Genomic DNA, 20,218 nt, shown 5'->3' with positions numbered 1-20,218 from the left:
GTCCATGCTACACTTCAAGTATGATTTTGCAGGAAAAGCGAGAGGGGGAGCGCCATCATGATGGGTTATTTGCTTAAGCAGCTCAACGTCCGCCTTCTGGCAGGCTCTTATCGGAGCATTCGTACCAAGCTGCTATTCTGTTTTCTCATTGTGACGATTATTCCGCTGCTCTCGCTTGGGGCCTTGTCCTATTACCAGTCCGCGAAGGTCATTAATTCCCAGTTTGGCAAATATGGCGAGAACGCAGTGGCGCAATTGGAACAGCAGACGAGCTCCTATCTGAACCGAATGAATCAAACGACGGAGACCATCTATTCCTATTTACTTGATCCTGCGAGGGTTGATCTGGGGGAACAGGTTCCGACTACTTATAAAGAGATCATGGACAAGGATGATTTTGAAGTCCTTCTGAAAGCGCTTAAAACCGATCGAACGATCGGCATCTATATTATTACCCCCTCAGGCTATTATTATGGGGAAAATAATCTCGATGTCTCTAAACTTAGTCGTATCCCCGCGTGGCAAGCGATGTCGAATTCCTATGCTGGTAAGTATTGGCTGGGATTCTACCCTCAGAATCACGGAATGAAGGATACAATTGAGAACGGGATACCGGTGCTTGGCTTGGCTGTTCCGATCAATAATCCTTACGGAGCGCTGCGAGGCAGCAAAATTCTAATAGAAGAAAATGCTGAAGATCTGCTTCATATGTTCCAGCTGTTCGAGAATGATACGAAGGCTCACCTGAGAATAGCTGATCCGCAGGGACGGATTATCTATGAGACGGCAACCGCCTTCACCTCGCAAAATAGCGATATCGTCTGGAACAAAACGCTTGCTGTTAATGGCTGGAGCATCGAGGCGAGGCTGCCTGCCACATCATTCTATCGCTCTTCTGGCATTATAAGGTCAAATACCATTATCGTCGCTATTGCTTCCTGTCTGCTGGCCTTTGGACTGGCGTACTTGTTCTCTTCCCGATTTACAGCGCGAATTCGCCGTCTTAAGGATGCGATGCAGAAGGTAAGCTTCGGGAAGCTGCATACGAGGACGCAGGTCGAAGCCAAAGATGAGCTTGGCAGTCTGGATACGAGCTTTAACAGCATGGTGAGCGGCATTCAATCGTTAATTGGCGAGGTTGAGCGGAGCGAGCGTCTTAAGAAGGAAGCGGAGCTGAAGGCCTTCCATTATCAAATCAATCCGCATCTGCTGTTCAACACGCTAAACTCCATTCAATGGAAAGCGAGGCTGCAGGGAGCGGAGGATATCCGTCAAATGCTGTACCATCTGACGATGGTGCTTGAAGGGAATTTGGATATTTCGCAGGAGCTGATCCCGCTTGGCCGAGAGCTTCGAATGATCGAGCATTTTCTGAAGATCCAGGAAATTCGTTATGGTCCCGCATTCGAGTATGAACTGGAATGCGAGGAGCTGCTGAGGCGCTATCTGATTCCTCGCATGACGCTGCAGCCGTTGTTTGAGAACATTTTCTTCCATGGATTCGAGGACGGCAAAGGAGTAATTCGGTTAAGCGTTCGGGAAGAAGGCAATCATTTACTGCTCACGCTATCTGATAACGGTGCTGGTATTCCAGCGGATAAGCTGAAGGGTCTACTTTTGCCGAATATGGCGAAACGTAAGGGCAGGGGAGGGCTCGGCGTGCAAAATGCAAATCAGAAATTCAAGCTGCATTTTGGCCTGCAGTATGGCTTAACGGTGCAATCGACCCAAGGTGAAGGGACAACGATCATCATGGAGTGGCCGAAGAAGGAGGAGAGTCCGGATGGAGACAAACAAAATCATTAAGGTGTTAATAGCAGACGACGAAAGCATCGTCCGTAAGGGACTTCGGTCCACCGTCCCTTGGAATAAATACGGGATGGAAGTGGTGGCGGACGCCCCGAATGGCCGCAAAGCCTGGGAAGCCTTCCTGGAGCATCGGCCCCAAGTGGTTATTACGGATATTGTCATGCCTGAGATGGATGGTATCGAATTGTCTCGCAGAGTAAAGGAAACGGCTCCAGATACGAGAATTATCCTGCTCAGCTGCCACCGGGATTTCGAATATGCCCAGCAAGGGATCAAATTGGGAGCATCCGGCTATCTGCTCAAAACCGCCTTCGAGGATGAAGAGCTGGAAGGGATGCTGGAGAAGTTTCAAAGTGAGCTTGCAGCATCGGCTCTTCTGGTTTCTGAGGAAAGCGGAAACGACGGAGGTGAACGGCTTAGTACCTTGCTGTATGCTTGGCTGAACGGACATAATGACAAGCTCGTTGGCGAGATGGAGGCGCGTACTCGCAAGGAGTGGTCCTTCCATGGTGAGCCCGTCTATATCTATCTGATCAAGACTTCCGGCTGCGAGGCATCATGGCTTGATCTCTTGAAGGAAGCTGTTGATGAAGATCGCCAGCTCTGTGAAGGGGCGGTTATTCCATATGGGGAGGAGCGCTGCTACTGGATTGTGCCAGAATCGCATCGGAATGCCGCGGATAGCTTGCTTGTCGAGAAGAAGAGCGAGAGTGCGAAGGTACAGTGGGCCAGAAGAGGGCCGCTTTTAAGTACGGAAGAACGGCTTCAATCACTGTTAGCCTTGCATAAAGAAGCGGAATTGGAGAAAACCTACGGCGTATCTGCAGCGGATTGGCCAGAAGCGATCTGGCGAGCGGTTAAATTGCTGCATGATCATCCAGCGGCGGAATGGTCAGTTAGTGATGTAGCGGGACAGGTTGGCCTTAGCCGAAGCCATTTCTCAATCCTGTTCAAGAAAGCGGTAGGAGACAGCTTCGTCGCTTTTCAATACAAAAGGAAACTCAAGCTGGCATACGGATTATTGAAGGATACGTCACTTACGATGCAGGATATTGCCGAGCGCACGGGGCTTGGCGATAGCAAATATTTCAGTAAATGGTTCAAGCGCTGCACGGGCCAAACGCCTAGTCATTACCGCGCACAACAAAAAGACGGGATAGTCCGAACAGAAGGACACCTACACTCGTGAATCGAACAAAAACGCACAAACATTCGAATAGTTATCGGTTTTGAACCGCTTTCATTTTAGTTATGATGAAAGCGGTTCAATTATTATATACCTCACTCACTGATAGGGGAGCTGACAGAATGAACAAGAAAATTTCACTCATGGTTCTTACGACTGCCTTAACGATGACCGCGCTTACAGCATGCGGCGGTAATAACGAAAGCACGAACGGCGGGGCGACACAGCCTGCGAACGGTAACGGTTCTGCCAATGTGAAAACGCTTCGTTTCGCCACATGGGATACCGGAGATGCGCTGAAGATCGAGCAGGATATTGCGAAGAAATTCGAAGCGAACCATCCTGGAACGAAGGTTCAGGTAGAAGCTTACGCGGACGGTTTCGACCAGAAGCTAGCCGCAGGCTTTGGCGCCACGAATCCCCCGGATGTGATGTACATGTGGGATTTTCCAACGTATCACCAGTCACTTGAGCCGCTTGATAGCTACGCAAATGGGGATAAGGATCTGAACAAGGATGATTTCTACAGCGGATTATTCCATTATGCCACAATCGATAGCAAACTCTATGGGATTCCAGCGGGCTTCACGACTCGCGTTGTGTACTATAACAAGAAGATGTTTGATGATGCGAAGATCCCTTATCCGAAGGATGGCTGGTCATGGGATGACTTCCAAGCTATCTCCAAGAAACTGACGGATAAAGCGAAGAAGCAGTATGGCTTCGGTGTTCGCGCCGAGAACGATACGTATGATCTACAAGGGTTTGTTTGGAGTAACGGTGGCTCTTATATCTCAGATGACGGCAAAACGATAAATGGTTTCATGAACAGTAAAGAAACGGCTGGAGCCATTCAAATGTTTGGCGACATGGTGAAGAACGGTTCAGCTGTGCTAGCTGGCGGCAAAGGACAACAAAGCGGCGAGGACATTTTCAAAGGCGGCAAAATCGCGATGTGGGAAAGCGGCATCTGGCCGCTCGAATCGTTCAAGCAAGCGGGCATTAATGTAGGCACCGTGGAGATGCCAGCTTTCGCAGGCAAACCGGTCAAAGGTGTAGTTGCCGAATCTGCATTATCCATTGCGAAGGATTCGAAGCAGAAGGATCTCGCTTGGGAATTTATCAAATATTACGTTTCCAATGAAGCGATCAAGATGCGCGTAGCGGATTTGCCGGTAAGAGTAAGTGTCGTGAACGAGCTCAAGAAGGATCAGGATCCTTTGTACAAGCCGTATTACACGATGCTGCAGCGTTCCGACAATACACCGGCATTCCTGCTCAATGCCAAGTGGAATGAAGTCAATAGACAGCTATCTGCGGCAGTAGAAGCAGTCGTGCATGGCAGTAATGCGCAGGATGCATTGAATCAAGCGGTCAAAGATAGCGAGCGTTATTTGAAATAACATTACAGTTTCTACAGAAAGAAGGTTAAGAGATGGCTCAGACCTACCCGCAGCAAGCAGGGGAACAAACGGCCAGCCTCAAGCCTAGAAGGAAACGCAGTTGGGGTGGGGCTGCTCCCTACCTCTTCATTTTTCCATGGATCTTCGGATTCCTCGTTTTCACTTTAGGTCCGTTGTTGTTCTCGCTTATCATCTCATTGTTTGATTGGCCGATTGTAGGAGAAGTGCATTTTATCGGTTTAGGCAATTATGTAGAAATGTTTACGGACGATCCGCTGTTCTGGAAGTCGTTCGGCGTTACGCTCAAGTTCGCTGCTCTGTTTGTACCGCTCAATATTATGGTTGCGCTGGGACTTGCGATTTTGCTTAATCAGAAAACTCGCGGCAGTGCCATTTTTCGAACAGCATTCTATCTGCCCTCTGTAATCTCGGGCGTTGCTTTGGCTATGATCTGGTCTTGGGTGTACAGCGGCGATTACGGCATTCTGAATTATTTTCTGTCGATCATCGGTGTGCAGGGTCCGGACTGGTTGAATGATACGCACTGGTCTCTAGTGGCAATGGTCGTTGCCAGCCTATGGGGACAAGGCTCGATGATGCTCGTCTTTCTCGCAGGGCTGAAAGGAATACCGAAGGATCTTTACGAATCCGCTTCGATCGATGGCGCAGGGAAGATTAGACAATTCATTAGCGTTACGATTCCGATGCTTAGCCCGACGATTCTATTCAATCTCATTACATCCATTATCGCGGCCTTCCAACAGCTGACCCTCGCACTATTGCTCACTGGAGGCGGCCCGATGAATTCAACGTATTTTTACGCGATGTATATGTACGAGAATGCATTCAAGTTTTTCAAAATGGGTTATTCCGCAGCAAATGCATGGTTCATGTTCCTTATTGTGCTCAGTCTGACGTTCCTTGTATTCAAGTCGTCAGAGGCCTGGGTGTTCTATGAAGGCGAAATGAAGCGGAAGCCGCAGAAGAATTCCAAGTCTGGCGGAAGGGGGAGATCTGCATGAAACGGATCATCGTTTATGCGCTGTTGATCTTCTGCTCGCTGCTGTTCGCCGCTCCGCTTTTCTGGGCGGTGACGACAGCGCTCAAATCGCAATCGGAGCTGTATCTTTTTCCGCCCAAATGGTTTCCTTCTGTTTGGAAATTCAGTAACTTCGCGGATGCGTGGACCATTCAGCCCTTTAACTTATTCCTGAAAAATACGGTCATCGTGACGATGTTGTCTACGATTGGCCAGTTGATATCCTGTACACTCGTGGCCTACGGGTTCGCGAGATTTGAATTCAGGGGGCGCAATCAGCTGTTTCTTGTCGTACTCGCGACAATGATGATCCCTTGGGAAGTCACGATGATTCCGCAGTATATGGAGTTTAACTATATGGGCTGGATTAATACGCTCAAACCGCTTATCGTTCCTTCGTGGTTTGGCTCGGCTTACTTCATCTTCTTGCTGAGGCAGTTTATTCTGACGATTCCTCGTGAATTGGATGAAGCGGCGACCATCGACGGAGCGAACAAGTTCGGTATTCTTGTGCGGATCATTGTTCCGCTTATGGGGCCTTCGCTCATTCTAGTCGGCGTGTTTCAAATTATGAGTTGCTGGAATGATTACCTCGGACCGCTAATTTTCCTTAATGATCAATCGAAGTACACACTGACGCTCGGATTGTCACAGTTCAAGGGCATGTTCGGCGTTGATATGCAATCTATTATGGCCATTACTTGTCTAATCTCGATCCCGCCGCTAGCAGTGTTCTTCTTCGCACAGCGTTATATTGTTGGTGGCATCGCGGGTACGGGGATTAAGGGATAGTTTATTAGAGAGATAGAAAGTGATTCGAGAGGAGAAGCAGCCATGCGAAACGAGAAAGTAGAACGCGATTGGGATAACCTTGGGGTGCTGGAGCGAAATCGTGCGAAGAGCCGAGCTTATTTTATCCCTTATTCTGATCATGCCGGAGCTATGAGCTATGACCGAGGAAGCTCTCCTTGGTTCAAATCATTGAATGGTCAATGGAAGTTTAATTACGCCAAAGGGCCTGAGTGGGCACCGGATGGATTTTATGAAGAGAATTATGATACATCTGGCTGGGATGAGATCCAAGTTCCAGGACATTGGCAGCTGAAGGGTTATGGGCATCCTCATTATACGGACTTGTATTACCCGTTTCCTGTCGATCCTCCTCATGTGCCTAACGATAATCCGACAGGCAGCTACGTGCGGGAATTTGAGCTTCCGAAGCATTGGGACGGAAGAAAGCTAGCCGTGAAGTTCGATGGGGTGGATAGTGCATTCCATATGTGGGTCAACGGGACATTCGTCGGTTACAGCCAAGGAAGTCGGTTGACATCGGAGTTTGATCTAACGCCTTATGTGAAGTCAGGAATGAATCGTATGGCTGTGCGTGTCTATCAATGGTCGGACGGCAGCTATTTGGAAGATCAAGATATGTGGTATATGAGTGGTATTTTTCGGGATGTTTACTTGATCTCGGAGCCATCCACTATCCGCATTGTGGACTATCGGATTGTAACGGAGCTGGACGCCGATTATCGTGATGCGACGCTATCCGTGCAGGTAGAGCTGAGTGGAGAAGCATTAGCAGAGGCAGTAGCAGTAGCAGAGGCAGTAGCAGAAGCACCAGCACCAGCACCAGCAATGCGGGGGGAAGTGAGACTTCAGCTTCTCGATCAAGAAGGCGCGCTTGTTTCTTCGGCAGTAAATGAAATAGCCGCTGCTGATGATCAGTCTATCTTCGTTGAGTTTGCGATTCCGGTCACGAACCCTACGCTCTGGAGTGCAGAAGCTCCAGCCCTCTATCATTTGGCGATCATTGTGGTGGATCACAATGATCAAGTGGTCGAGACGGTTGCCCAGCGAGTTGGCTTCCGTAAGATTGAAGTGAAGGACGGCCAGTTCCTAGTGAATGGCAAAGCGATTTTGCTCAAAGGCGTGAACCGGCATGATCATCATCCGGATACGGGGCGTACGGTCACGCTGTCCACGATGATCGAAGATGTAACGATGATGAAGCAGCATAACATTAATGCGGTCAGAACCGCTCATTATCCGAATGATCCGCGGTTCTACGATATTTGCGATGAATACGGCTTATATGTGATGGAAGAAACCGACTTGGAGACCCATGGCTTCGAGCCTCTGGGCAATATTTCTAAGTTAAGTGATGATCCTGCCTGGCAGGAAGCGTATGTAGATCGGGTTCGCCGTATGGTGGAACGCGATAAGAATCATCCTTCGATCCTTTTCTGGTCGCTCGGTAACGAGTCCGGCTTCGGCTGCAACTTCCGAGCGATGTCGGAGTGGTGCAAACAGGCAGATCCAACCCGGCTCATTCATTATGAAGAGGATCGAGAAGCGGAAGTGTGCGACATTGTGAGTACCATGTACTCCTCCGTGGAGAAGATGGAAGGCTTCGGTCAGATGGTCGATCATCCGAAACCGCATATCCTCTGCGAATTCGCTCATGCGATGGGGAATGGCCCAGGCGGACTTAAGCCGTATTTTGATACCTTCGATGCATACAGAAGACTGCAGGGCGGCTTCGTCTGGGAATGGATTGACCACGGTATTCGCAGGAAGACGGCTGATGGTAAAGACGATTACGCGTACGGCGGAGACTATGGTGATGTGCCAAACAACAGCAACTTCGTCATCGATGGTCTTGTTCGTCCGGATCGGACGCCATCCCCTGGGCTCATTGAATATAAGAAGATTATCGAGCCTGTCAGGGCCGAGTATATAAATGAGGGTCGCATAAGAATCTTCAATCGTTATGATTTTGTAACACTTGATCATCTCTATGCAGATTGGAGCATTACAGTAGACGGGCGTACGGTCCAAAGCGGAGTGCTGGTGCTGCCTCGAATTGGTCCAGGAGAAAGTGCAGAGCTGTACGTTCCCATTCGGGCTGATTTGCAGCTTGCCTTATTAGATCAGGATGCGGAGCGCTGGCTGAATGTCGGATTTTCGCTTGCGGCAGCTTGCACATGGGGAGAGCGAGGACATTCGGTCGCTTGGGCGCAGTTTGCTCTGGAAGCAGTGGGGAATGAGGCAGCCGCTAGTCTGCCAATTCGGAGCTTGTCCCTCACAGAGGAAGGACGTCAGCTCGTCCTTGCGAACGATTCATTCCGAATCGCGTTCGACTCTCGGCAATCAGGCATCAGCTCGCTCCGAATAAACGGCCAAGAGCTTGTAAACAGCGGACCACGTCTGAATTTCTGGCGTGCGCCGATTGACAACGATATGTACGTCCTGCCCGACTGGCGCAAGGCGCATCTCGATAGACTCACGGAACGCATCGATAATTGCCGCTGGGAGCGATTGGATGAGGGAACGATTCGCATAAGCTGGACTTCCCGTATTGCACCGCCAGTTTACGATTGGGGCTTCCGTTGTGAAACGACCTACACCGTAACCGGCTCGGGTCTTATCGTTATCGACGTTCACGGCGTTCCAGAAGGCAAACCGCCAGCAATGCTTCCTAAGATTGGACTCCAAATGGAGCTGCCAGGAGACATGGATGCCATTAAATGGTACGGCCGTGGTCCGGGAGAGAATTATTCTGACAGCAAGGAAGCAGGACGCTTCGGAGTATATAGGAAGTCCGTTGATGAACTATTCACGCCTTATATCTATCCGCAAGAGAACGGCAATCGTACGGATGTTAGGTGGGTATCCATCACAGATGGTGCCGGAATCGGGCTGTTAGCAGCGGGTGCGCCGACGCTTGAATTCAGCGCACGACGCTATACAGACGCTGACTTGGAAGCGGCTACGCATGCAAGTGATCTTGTTCCGCGGGACTTCATCACACTTAATCTTGATTACCGACAGAATGGTCTGGGCAGCAATAGCTGCGGACCTGCTCAATCACCGGAGAACACAGTTACTTCAGAGGCATTCCGTTTCCGGATGCTGCTGAAGCCTTATCTATCCGAAGATGCCGCTCCAGAGCGGCTCAGTCATCAAATGAGAGTAGAAGCGAAAGCGAAACACCTACAACAGGAGGGAACAAACCATGCTTAACACACAAGATGTGTTGAACCTAACAGGAAAAGTAGCAGTTGTGACTGGCGGTGCATCAGGGATCGGCCTTGCAACAGCTGAGCTGCTAGCCAGCTTCGGGGCGTATGCCATCCTTATCGATATTAACGAAGCCCATGGGGAACAGGCAGTTGCTGGAATCAAACAGCAGGGGGGACAAGCGAGTTTTTATCGCTGTGATGTGTCCTCTGCGGTGGATTGTCAGCGTGTTGCAGCAGAGATTGATGCTGCACATGGTCGAATTGATATTTTGTTCAACAATGCCGGCGTTATTCGTCGCAAGACCGTTGTTGAGCTAGAAGAACGCGATTGGGATCTAGTTATAGATGTTTCCTTGAAGGGTGTTTATCTGCTCTCCAAATATATTATTCCGATCATGGAGCGCAGCGGAGGAGGAAGCATCATTAACTCTGGTTCCGGCTGGGGCCTTAAAGGCGGCGACCGCGCTGCTGCTTACTGCGCGGCCAAAGCTGGCGTCGTGAATCTGACCCGGGCGATGGCCATCGATCACGGCATTGCCAACATTCGTGTGAACTGCGTATCGCCAGGCGATACGGACACGCCGCTATTGCGTGATGAAGCGAAGCAGCTGCAGCAAGACGAAGCTGCATTCCTGGTAGCTTCTGCCGGCGGACGTCCACTTGAACGGCTCGGAACGCCTCGTGATATCGCCAATGCGGTCTTGTTTCTAGCGAGCGATATGTCTTCTTGGGTAACGGGAAGTGTGCTAGTTGTTGACGGCGGAGGTATTGCCTAATTAAGGGCATAAGAGTGTTGTTGTCCCAACTGAATTCATGCCTATTGACGACAAGGCTGTCGCAAGCGGCAATTTATATCTTGTAAGCAGCCTAGCAACGAAAGATTGGTGAATCGGCTCGGCTGCCGCATGACAGAACCTATTCTGACAACGATGAATGGAGGCGTTAACTTTGTCTGAGAACAGAACGTATGCCCATCCTTATATACCGAACACCGTGCCGGAGGTTCGCGATGCGATGCTGAAGGAAATCGGCCTCACCTCGATGGAACAGCTCCATGACGCCATTCCAGATACATTGAAGCTGAACCGGGAGATGAACCTTCCGCCTGCGATGACGGAGTATGAGCTGCGCCGTCATATTGAGGGTCTGCTTGCGAAGAACAAGCATGGCGCGGCCTATCTGAATTTTCTCGGAGCGGGCTGCTGGCAGCATTTTATACCGGCGATCTGTGATGAAATCAATCAGCGCTCCGAGTTCGTAACGGCTTATGCCGGAGAACCCTATGAAGATCATGGACGATTCCAAACGCTGTTCGAGTATCAAAGTCTGATGGCTGAGCTGGTCGATATGGATGTCGTTAATGTCCCTACCTTTGATTGGGCACAAGCGGCCTCGACAGCGATTCGGATGGCAGGTCGTATTACTGGCCGCTCGGTCGCCTTACTTCCACAGTCGGTCGATCCTGATAAAGTGATGATTATCAACAACTACTGCACGCCCGTGATGGAGCTTCGTTTTGTTGAAATCGACGAGGCAACGGGCAAAATGGACTTGAATGATCTGCGCAGCAAGCTGTCGAGCGACACGGCAGCCGTTTACTTCGAGAATCCAGGTTATCTGGGCATCATCGAAGACCAAGGCCAAGCCATTTCGGAGCTTGCTCATTCCGTGAATGCCATCTCAATCGTTGGCGTGGACCCGATTTCACTTGGCGTCCTTCAGCCACCTAGCCAATATGGCGCCGATATCGTCTGCGGAGATTTGCAGCCGCTCGGGATGCATATGAACTATGGCGGCGGGCAAGCCGGATTTATCGCTACTCGTGATGAAGAGACCTATGTCATGGAATACCCATCCCGGTTGTTTGGAATCGTGCCGACTGAGGTGGAAGGCGAGTACGGCTTCGGTGATGTGGCTTACGAACGTACCTCCTTCGCGCTTCGCGAGAAGGGGAAGGAATCCGTCGGTACCCAGACTGCATTATGGGGCATAACGGCTGGCGTCTATTTGTCCTTACTTGGGCCAACTGGCATGCAAGAGGTCGGCGAGACCATCATGCAGAAGTCGCAATATGCGGCGAAGAAGCTCTCGGCTATACCAGGTGTCTCCCTCCGTTTCGGTGAAGCAGCTTTCTTCAAGGAGTTTGTTATTGATTTCAACAACACAGGCTTAACCGTCGCACAGATTAACAAGCAGCTGTCGGAAGCGGGAATTTTCGGAGGCAAAGATTTGTCCGCCGCTTTCCCGGCGTGGGGACAATGTGCCCTCTATTGCGTCACTGAAATTCATTCGCAGGCTGATCTGGATCGCCTGGCAGATACCATTCAAACTATCGTTCGCAAACCGTGATCGACTTATATAGAGGGAGGACGAAACGCCATGAAGAGGATTCGCAGAGATCATAAGGTCCGTCATTTTCATCAAGCCAAATGGGATGAGCCGGTTATTTTTGAACTTCACCGTAAGGGCGAGCGAGGTGTCATTCCGCCGGGAACTGAGGCTGGCATTGCAGCAGAGGTAGGAGACGGAATCGGACGTATTCCTTCGTCCATGCGCCGCAGCACTGTGCCGGCGCTTCCCGAAATCGGTCAGGCCAAGGTGCTTCGGCATTATTTGCGCTTATCTCAAGAGACACTCGGCTCAGATATGAACGTCGAGATCGGACAAGGCACCTGTACGATGAAATATATTCCGCGCATCAACGAAATGCTGATCCGCACGCCCCATATGATGGAGCTTCATCCCCTGCAGGATGCAGATTCCGTTCAGGGCATGCTGGAGATTTTCTATAAGCTGGACCTTGCGATGCGTGAGATTTCCGGGATGGACGCCTTCTCGTTCCAGCCAAGCAGCGGCACGCAGGCGCTGCTCGCAATGGCTTCCATCGTTCGCGCCTACCATGATTCGCGGGGCGAGGGGGATCAGCGGGATGAGATCATTACGACGATTTTCTCCCATCCTTCCCAAGCCGCGACTGCTGCGGTAAAAGGCTACAAAATCATTACGCTTCATCCTGACGAAGATGGCTTCCCGGACCTTGAGAAGCTGAAGAATGCTGTGTCCGAACGAACAGCTGGTTTTGTCGTTGCGAACCCAGAGGATACCGGAATCTATAACCACCGAATCCGCGAGTTTACGGACGTTGTTCATGAAGCAGGCGGTATTTGCTTCTACGATCAAGCCAATGCCAACGGCTTGCTTGGCATTACCCGTGCGAAGGAAGCGGGCTTCGACATGAGCTTCTTTAATTTGCATAAGACGTTTGCTGCTCCTCATATGTGTGGCGGACCTGCTACAGGTGCTCTTGGCGTGAGTGAAGAGCTCAAACGTTTTTTACCAGGGCCGCTCGTGGATTATGACGGAAGCCGTTACGTATTGACTAACCAAACGGAAGACAGCATTGGCAAAGTTCGCAGCTTCCATGGTGTTGCACAGACCGTGCTGCGTTCCTACGCTTGGATTATGAGCTTAGGTCCGGATGGACTGAAGGATGTCGCTCAAATTGCAGTACTGAACAACAACTATCTCTATCATAAAATACTGCAAATTCGCGGAGCTAGCGCACCCTATATCAAAGGTCGCCGCCTCGAGCAGGTTCGTTACAGCTGGAAGCAGCTTACAGATGAAACGGGTGTCACGACAGAGGATATCACTCGCCGTATGTGCGATTTTGGCCTGCATTACTGGACATCGCACCACCCGTATATCGTGAAGCAGCCGTTCACTTTGGAGCCGACAGAGTCTTATTCCAAAGAAGATTTGGATGAATATATCCATGCGCTTGAGCATATCTCGGGCGAAGCCTATACGCAGCCGGATATCGTGAAATCCGCTCCGCATAACAGTACCGTTCACCGGAACGACGAATCGTCCTTAGATGATCCGAAGCAGTGGTGCATCACATGGCGGTCCTATTTGAAAAAGACACAAGCGGAGTAAAGAGATATCCATCGTCTCTATCCTAACTTCATCTATAGGTTTTCCTACCAGAAGGGCTCCGTGAGGGGCCTTTCCTGTTTGTACAGGTTCAAAGAAAGGAGCAGGAGATGTCCGATTATTTAAAAGACTTACTGCGTTTGCCAGTAGGCGTTCGGCGGTTCTTGATGACCGAAGCGTTGTACGGAATCGGAATTGGTATGTATGCGCTCGTTCTTAATTTGCATTTGTTGTCCAAAGGATTGAAAGAAGACCAAATCGGAGCGCTGGTATCCGTAGGTATTTTGATCATGGGAGCATTAGCCATCCCTATATCCATATTTGCAAATCGTGTTGGGCGCAAGCGACTTTTGGTTACGGGCATTCTGTTTGTTGCGGCGGGTAATATGCTTTATGCGCTCAGTGGGGAGATTGCCTATTTCTATTTGGCTCAAGCTCTGGTATCCATCGGTTTTACGCTGGTCGAGACGACCGAAGTGCAGCTATTGTTCCATTATTGCGCCTCGCGGAAAGAGGAGATGCGTGCATTCTCCTTGATGTTCGCTGTCTTTACGGCATTCACGGGTGCAGGAACATTAATTGCGGGGTACTTGCCAACTGGAGCGGGGAATGGGATAGGCTATCAGATTCCACTATTGCTAGCTGGGTTGGTGCTTCTTATACAAGGGATTATCCGAGGTTTCTGGCTGCCTGCGGAGAGTAACGTGGCGCGTAATGAGAATAGACAAGGCAAAAGCCGAGAAAGATTGTCCAGTTGGAAGCTTAAACTGAAGCTGCCTAAGAGAAAGCTTTGGCTGTTCTCTTTGTTCATGGCCTTACTCGGCGGGGCGCTCGCGATGACGGGTTCGTTCTTGAACGTCATCGTCAAATACCGGCTCAACTGGATGGATGATAAAGTTTCTCTGCTGCTGGCCGTGACAGGCATTGTCCTCTTCATGAGTTCCTTATTGACCCCTTATGTACTGGAACGGTTCGGCTCGAATACGGCCATCCTTTCGGTTTTTATTATCAATATTTTTCTCTTCTCCGCACTCTTTTGGCTGATGCCCGTATGGATGTTTACGATATTATTTCTGCTTCGCGGGGGAGGCGCCACCATGCTCTCCAATTTGGTGGACGGCGAGTTAATGTCTACCTTTAAGGAACAAGAAAGGAACCTCTTCGCGGGTATGAGATCCGTGTTCCGCAGTATCGGTTCTTCAGGCGCGACTTATTTTGCGGGATGGATGTTGACTGGTGGTGACTACCGAATGCCATTTCTACTGACAGCGGCGGCGCTGGTTGTCGGGTTGCTATATTATATGCGATGGGTACGTCCGATTCTGCCTTAGTTCGCCTTTCAGTTGATCTAACGCCAGATCTAGTCCGGCACCGAGGTTAGCTGCAATCTTCCTATACAATACAAGTAAAAGGAGGGCTTTCGCCCTCCAATGAAATTTCTGTTCTCTACTCTACAGAAGCGGTCAATATTCGATTAGCGTTGTTTATCTTCGATGTAGCCGAGCAGGTTGTAAATGAGCTGAGCAGCTTCTGCCCGTGTAGCCTTCAGTTGCGGAGCAAACTGGTTATGGCTTCTTCCTCGCACAAGCTCTGCTTCCGAAGCGGCGGCAACGTAAGGCAATGCCCATGCCGGGATATCGCTTGCATCGGCATAATGAGTCGTTGCTTCGACATTTATTGGAATTCCGAGAGCGCGGATGATCATGGTTACCATTTCTGCGCGACTAATTTGTTGCTCCGGTGCGAAATGGCTTGTGCTTATACCTGAAACAATCCCTGCTTGAACGGCAGACGCAATACTATTAGCGTACCAAGCATCGGACTTTACATCGGAAAAAGAAGCATTCGAATCGGTGCTCTGCAATTGTAGAGCTTTGGCCAGTAGCGTAACGAATTCAGCACGCGTGGTGGTTCCTGATGGGTTGAATTTGGAGTCAGTTACACCTTGGATAATATGCTTGGCCGCAAGATTCTGAATCATTTGCTCCGCCCAGTGGCCGGACGGTACATCGCTGAATGTCTTCCTGTATTCAAGAACGGAATAGATGCCAGGATGCGGTGGGGTAAAGCTTACCTGCTGTAAAGCGCTATCGACGATACCGCCGACATATTCCCATTGCTTTGCAACTTCATTGTAATAGTAAATACCCAGAAGCTGTTCATTGACATCGCTTCGATCATAAGGCAAAGAAATGGTGATGCCGCCTGAGAATTTCTCGGCTGTAAACCTTCGTTGGTCGGTCGTAAGCAAGGAGACGCTGAAGTCGTAGACCTGACCTGCGACTTTGATCTGGGCCTTATCGCTGCTGATCGGCGTGGCTGTCAGAGCTGGATCTGCAACAGGTGTCATGCGTACCTCGACCGATGCGCCATCGATATTACCGCCCTGCACCTTCAAAGCATTCAGCACCGCTTGGCTTACGGTTATTGAAGCTTGATTGAACTGAACCTGGAGAGGATATACCCCGATTTCACTCAAGGGTACATCGACTTTCGTTTGATTGATTCCGAGCTTCACATAAGCTGTTCCATCCTTAATGACTACAACTGCTTTATCAGGACTGTTGCTATTCGTATTGTTATTCGGAACAGTGTTAGAAGTAGACGCAAGGGTAAAGTTAACTTCGTTAGAGAGACCACTTTCCCCGTATGAATCGTAAGCTTCTATCGCAAAATAGCGGGTTATACCCAAAGCCAGTCCAATTGCTTCATAATTTGTTGTGTTCCCGACATGAACGACGCTGGAGTACACACCGGTTGTCGTACCGGATTTAAGGGTATATCCGGTTGCGCCATCTACCGGCAGCCAGCTTAACAATACCTTTCCGTCTGCGGTTTTTCCGCTTAGCGTGGGAACTGCAAAAGGTTTCTTGCTTAGCACCAAATAGCCATATTGATTGGGGGCTTTCCCTGCACCGATTCCGCTATTGTACTCAATCCAACCATTCCTGGCGTCTCCATTATTCGGATTGTTAAAACTTCCGTCACTATAATTAGCCAGAATTGAAATGCCTAATGCGGAGCCTTCTTTGATCTGAACACCTGCAGGTATAATCTCGTTCCATGGAATGGCGATTTCATAGCTTGTTTTCTTAGCTGTATGATCACGGGTTATCTTGATTTCACCTGCGGCAAACACACCATTCGACTTACCGGTTATGGCATGATAACGATACCCCATTATTTCTCCATCATCCGATAGTCCGAACGCAAATTCAGTATACCCTTTACTACCGGGAGCGTTTCCTCTTTCTGGATCGATGGCTATTTGTACGCTTGAGCCTTTCCATAGGTCTTCTGCATTCGTAATTGCCAAATGATGTTGATCTTCGGAAACCTCTATAGCCATGTATAGATTTTGTTCATCCCATCGGGTATACCCGGCAGCTTCCAGCTTCTGCGGAGACCAAAGATCCGAAAAATTGTTCTCGATATTCTTAACCTGGGAGCGTTGATTCATGTGAAAATCTGGTGAGCTCCAGTCATTCAGGCTTCCGTCAATGATTGGTTTGTTTGGTGTGAATAAACTGCGTAAAGCATTAACTTGCTTGATTATTCTGATCTGTTTGGATTCAATGCTGGCACCGGTTTGATCATATACTTTATATTTCAAGCGATGCTCTCCGTTGTTTAGACCCGTAATCGTATAAGCATATGGCGGCGTTTTCAGTTCTTGCGCTATTATATCGTCTACATATAATTGCACCTTCTGGATATTCGGTATGCCTGTTATATAAGGCAGGGTAGGCAAATCTATAATGTTGAAAGAATAACCATCCCGCAATGACATAAAGTCGACAACTTTCGGCTGTTCAACAGTCGGAATGGTTGGCCCCGTAGTTATACTTACTGTTGCTGATGTCATGCCTATGTTTCCATTCCGGTCTTCGGCTTCTATTTTATAGTAATACGTAGTGCCGGCTTGTACCTCTTCACGGTCTACAAAAGAAGTCGAAGTAGATTCACCAACCATGTTGGAGTATGCCGGGGTAAATGCTGGCTCCGTGCTTCTATAAATATTGTAGTGCGCGATTTCGTCATCCTGATCTGCAGAGGCTGCCCAAGATAATTTCACATAGCCATCGGGCACGGCAACAACTTCGGTGACGCTTGTAGGTAAACTCTGATCCAGGGGAAGCACCCGAGTGGCTTGATCAAAACCTGTTCCTTCTTGCCAGGCAGCCAAGCTTGCGTAAGAAGTCCCGTGGAAGATCGACCTGAACTGCGATAGTTCGCTAAAGACGTTGTTATGATCGATGATATCCACGCTCGTATCCCGGTCGATGCTGAACACGCCCGTGCTGCTTAGCCCTTCTTTAATAATGATGTTATTGTCATGAATGGAATTGCCTGTCCATGTGCCATAAGGATTCAAGGCTGTGTTGACGGCAACCGTATGATCAAGATCCACAATAATTGTATTGTTCGCAACCTCTACGTCATGAAGTCCGGTAGAGAGGTCCGGTCTTCCCGTGAAATTACCGAGAGCGATTTGGCCGCGCCCGTTCGCTTGCAGCGCTTGGTTGCCCTGAACTTTATTATTCAAAATTTTGGTGCCGTAATTACTCATAGTTGTGATGCCATTGCCTTTATTACCATGCGAATAATTATATTGCACAATGATGTTGTCGCAGTTCCAATCCACATTGATACCTGATCCATCGTAGCCGGAGCTTGCATCCTTCATGTTATAGACCTCATTAAACTTGATGACGGAATCACGTGAGGCTATGAACCATAGACCTCCAGGTCCCCAAGTATCAGTCCCCAGCCCTCCATCATGCACGCCATTGCGTTCAATAACGGAATTATGGGCATTCTGAACGACGATACCTTGGCTGGCCATGCTGTAGACATGGTTGCCGGACACTTTTACATTTCCATACAATATTTGTGATCGCAGCTCTTCATTCTTCGCAGTATCCCAGCCTGTTGTTGTTATTGCATACCAGCCCACGTCATGAACTGTATTATTGGATATCGTGATATTGCTGGCTGCTTCTTTGTTATCCGTTCCAGGAACGAAGGCTGAGATCATAATTCCGTTCGTATTGCTATTAAAATTCGTACTGTATACATCATTTCCATCGATCAGCAAATTTTTGTAAAGCGTTGAATTGTCATAGAAAATTTGAATGCCTGCTGTAATATTGCTCCAAGATAATGTTGAAGAGCCGATGATCTTTACAGCTAGCCCTTTAATAACCCAGTTGCTTAAATTATGTCCCGTCACAACCGCTCCACCAGTTGGAGCATTCCATGTAATAATGGGTTTATTACCAGATCCATAGGATGCAATTGTGATGGGCAGAGCCTCTGAGCCTGAGCCCTTCAGGATAAGCGGTTCGTTCCAGATATCTCCGGATCGTAGAAGAATATTATCGCCTGCCTGGAATGAGGCTTCGTTTACTTTATTCAATGTTTTCCATGGAGCAGCTTCGCTTAATCCGTCATTGGCATCATCGCCCATACTTGAGCTCACGTAATAGGTTGTATTTCCGTCGGAAACAACGGGAACCGATACTTGGGTAACGGTAATATTGTCATAGCTTGCCGTTGCCTTTGACAAGTGCAGCGAGATCTTACCTCTAATAAATGCAGTATCTACAGCGGATAGCAGCTTGATGTCGTTGATATAGAAGTCCAAATATTTGCCTCTCGCAACGCCTTTCCATGAATAGGACTTGCCGGGTACGATGCTATAGGGGGCTTCCGCAAGAGTCGTCGCCACTCCATTCACGATTTTAATAATTTGAATATTGCCATTAGCGGCGTACTGCATGCTGTATCTGTTATCGCTATCCTGATACCGCAAGCTTATGCCTATTGTGCCATCTTCACTTAGAGCTTTTGGAGTTACTTGAGCTTGTACGGAATAATTAGACCAAGCAAGATCTCCGGCATGGGATTCTCCGCCATTGCTATCTGACTCCGAATAGACGTGATTCATTGAAGTGCTTTTCACCGACACATTATCAAATTCCGCAGCGCTTGCCCATGTAGCAAGTGCTATTTTCCCGGAAGTAAAATAGTTAGGGTCATCCGTAGTAGATAACACCAACTCTCCGTCCCTGTATACCTTGATTAGATTGCCAGCGACTTCAACCTTGATTCGCACAAATTCCGATAGCTTAAGGGACGGTCCATCGTATGCTTTCAACCAGTCTTGATTGCTGCCGTCTTGTTTCATAATTCTGATGTAGTCTGAACTCATGTATAAAAAGTAGAAATGCTGACGATCTTGATAGCGGAAATTCATCATGGCACCTGCGCCACTCATGAGCTTGACATCTGCTTCATAGGAATAATCAGTCCAGGAAGGATCCCCTGCGATCATCTCGGATGCGCCATTGCCGCTGCTTTGCTGGTAAGCTTGAGAAGTGCCATTCTGGATAATGGACCAGGTTCCCCCGTTATTTGTCCACCGGGCAGCGCTTCCATTATCAAAGTCATCAAAGAATAGCGTGTCGTTGCCGCTTTCGTCAATGCTCCAATTACCGCTGACGGGAGTCCACGCTGAGGATCCTCCCTCCTCAAAGTCCGAGTGCAGCATCGTGTTAGGGGATTCTTCAGCAGATGACACACTCAGTCCCATCGGAATACTCATTGTTGCAAGCATCAGGGCCATCATAATAATGATTACTCGATGATAGATTAATCTCTGCATTGTTATTCATCCTCCGTTTTATGTGGTTTCATCTTTACCAATCTATCACCTCGATAGCTTCAGCTAACATGTGTTTAGCAAGTGAACTGGCATGTGTTTTTATGGTTTTGAAGTTAGATCTGCAATTGTACAGGAGATCATTATAATCCCACA

General features: G+C 48.9%; 11 protein-coding genes. 10 read left to right on the top strand and 1 reads right to left on the bottom strand.

Annotated features, from left to right (window positions below; all coding sequences use genetic code 11):
• Positions 1-60 precede the first annotated feature (60 nt).
• The 10 genes from EKN16_RS18630 to EKN16_RS18585 all read left to right on the top strand — a co-directional run bounded on the left by EKN16_RS18630 (position 61) and on the right by EKN16_RS18585 (position 14,729).
• Positions 61-1,806 (top strand): sensor histidine kinase, encoded by a 1,746-nt coding sequence (locus tag EKN16_RS18630; RefSeq protein WP_125666406.1) that lies wholly within the window; start codon positions 61-63, stop codon positions 1,804-1,806.
• Positions 1,784-2,998: a response regulator transcription factor gene (locus tag EKN16_RS18625; RefSeq protein WP_125660494.1), complete on the top strand. Its 1,215-nt coding sequence runs from the start codon at positions 1,784-1,786 to the stop codon at positions 2,996-2,998. Before EKN16_RS18630 ends, EKN16_RS18625 begins: the two co-directional genes overlap by 23 nt.
• Positions 2,999-3,117: 119 nt before the next feature.
• Complete coding sequence (locus EKN16_RS18620; RefSeq protein WP_125660491.1) at positions 3,118-4,398, top strand: ABC transporter substrate-binding protein; 1,281 nt, start codon at positions 3,118-3,120, stop codon at positions 4,396-4,398.
• 32 nt (positions 4,399-4,430) lie between these two features.
• Complete coding sequence (locus EKN16_RS18615; RefSeq protein ID WP_125660488.1) at positions 4,431-5,420, top strand: carbohydrate ABC transporter permease; 990 nt, start codon at positions 4,431-4,433, stop codon at positions 5,418-5,420.
• Entirely contained in the window at positions 5,417-6,229 is an 813-nt protein-coding gene (locus tag EKN16_RS18610) for a carbohydrate ABC transporter permease (RefSeq protein WP_125660485.1), read from the top strand. Before EKN16_RS18615 ends, EKN16_RS18610 begins: the two co-directional genes overlap by 4 nt.
• A gap of 42 nt (positions 6,230-6,271) precedes the next feature.
• Positions 6,272-9,463: a beta-galactosidase, LacZ type gene (locus tag EKN16_RS18605; RefSeq protein ID WP_125660482.1), complete on the top strand. Its 3,192-nt coding sequence runs from the start codon at positions 6,272-6,274 to the stop codon at positions 9,461-9,463.
• Positions 9,456-10,238, top strand: a complete 783-nt coding sequence (locus EKN16_RS18600; RefSeq protein WP_125660479.1) for an SDR family NAD(P)-dependent oxidoreductase — start codon at positions 9,456-9,458, stop codon at positions 10,236-10,238. The genes EKN16_RS18605 and EKN16_RS18600 overlap by 8 nt, the downstream gene beginning before the upstream one ends.
• Positions 10,239-10,410: 172 nt before the next feature.
• The gene (gene gcvPA / locus EKN16_RS18595; RefSeq protein ID WP_125660476.1) at positions 10,411-11,811 is read left to right on the top strand and encodes an aminomethyl-transferring glycine dehydrogenase subunit GcvPA; all 1,401 of its coding nucleotides are present in this window, start codon (positions 10,411-10,413) and stop codon (positions 11,809-11,811) included.
• A gap of 30 nt (positions 11,812-11,841) precedes the next feature.
• The gene (gene gcvPB / locus EKN16_RS18590) at positions 11,842-13,401 is read left to right on the top strand and encodes an aminomethyl-transferring glycine dehydrogenase subunit GcvPB (protein WP_125660473.1); all 1,560 of its coding nucleotides are present in this window, start codon (positions 11,842-11,844) and stop codon (positions 13,399-13,401) included.
• Between the two features lie 107 nt (positions 13,402-13,508).
• Positions 13,509-14,729: an MFS transporter gene (locus tag EKN16_RS18585; protein WP_125660470.1), complete on the top strand. Its 1,221-nt coding sequence runs from the start codon at positions 13,509-13,511 to the stop codon at positions 14,727-14,729.
• Between the two features lie 143 nt (positions 14,730-14,872).
• Here EKN16_RS18585 and EKN16_RS18580 read toward each other — a convergent pair whose 3' ends face one another.
• Positions 14,873-20,065 (bottom strand): S-layer homology domain-containing protein, encoded by a 5,193-nt coding sequence (locus EKN16_RS18580; RefSeq protein WP_125660467.1) that lies wholly within the window; start codon positions 20,063-20,065, stop codon positions 14,873-14,875.
• Between the last annotated feature and the right edge of the window lie 153 nt (positions 20,066-20,218).

Origin of the sequence: Paenibacillus baekrokdamisoli, assembly GCF_003945345.1 — a bacterium.
GTDB classification, from domain to species: domain Bacteria; phylum Bacillota; class Bacilli; order Paenibacillales; family Paenibacillaceae; genus Paenibacillus_Z; species Paenibacillus_Z baekrokdamisoli.
Note: the sequence above shows the minus strand (reverse complement) of the source record. Positions and strands in the feature narration are given on the sequence as shown.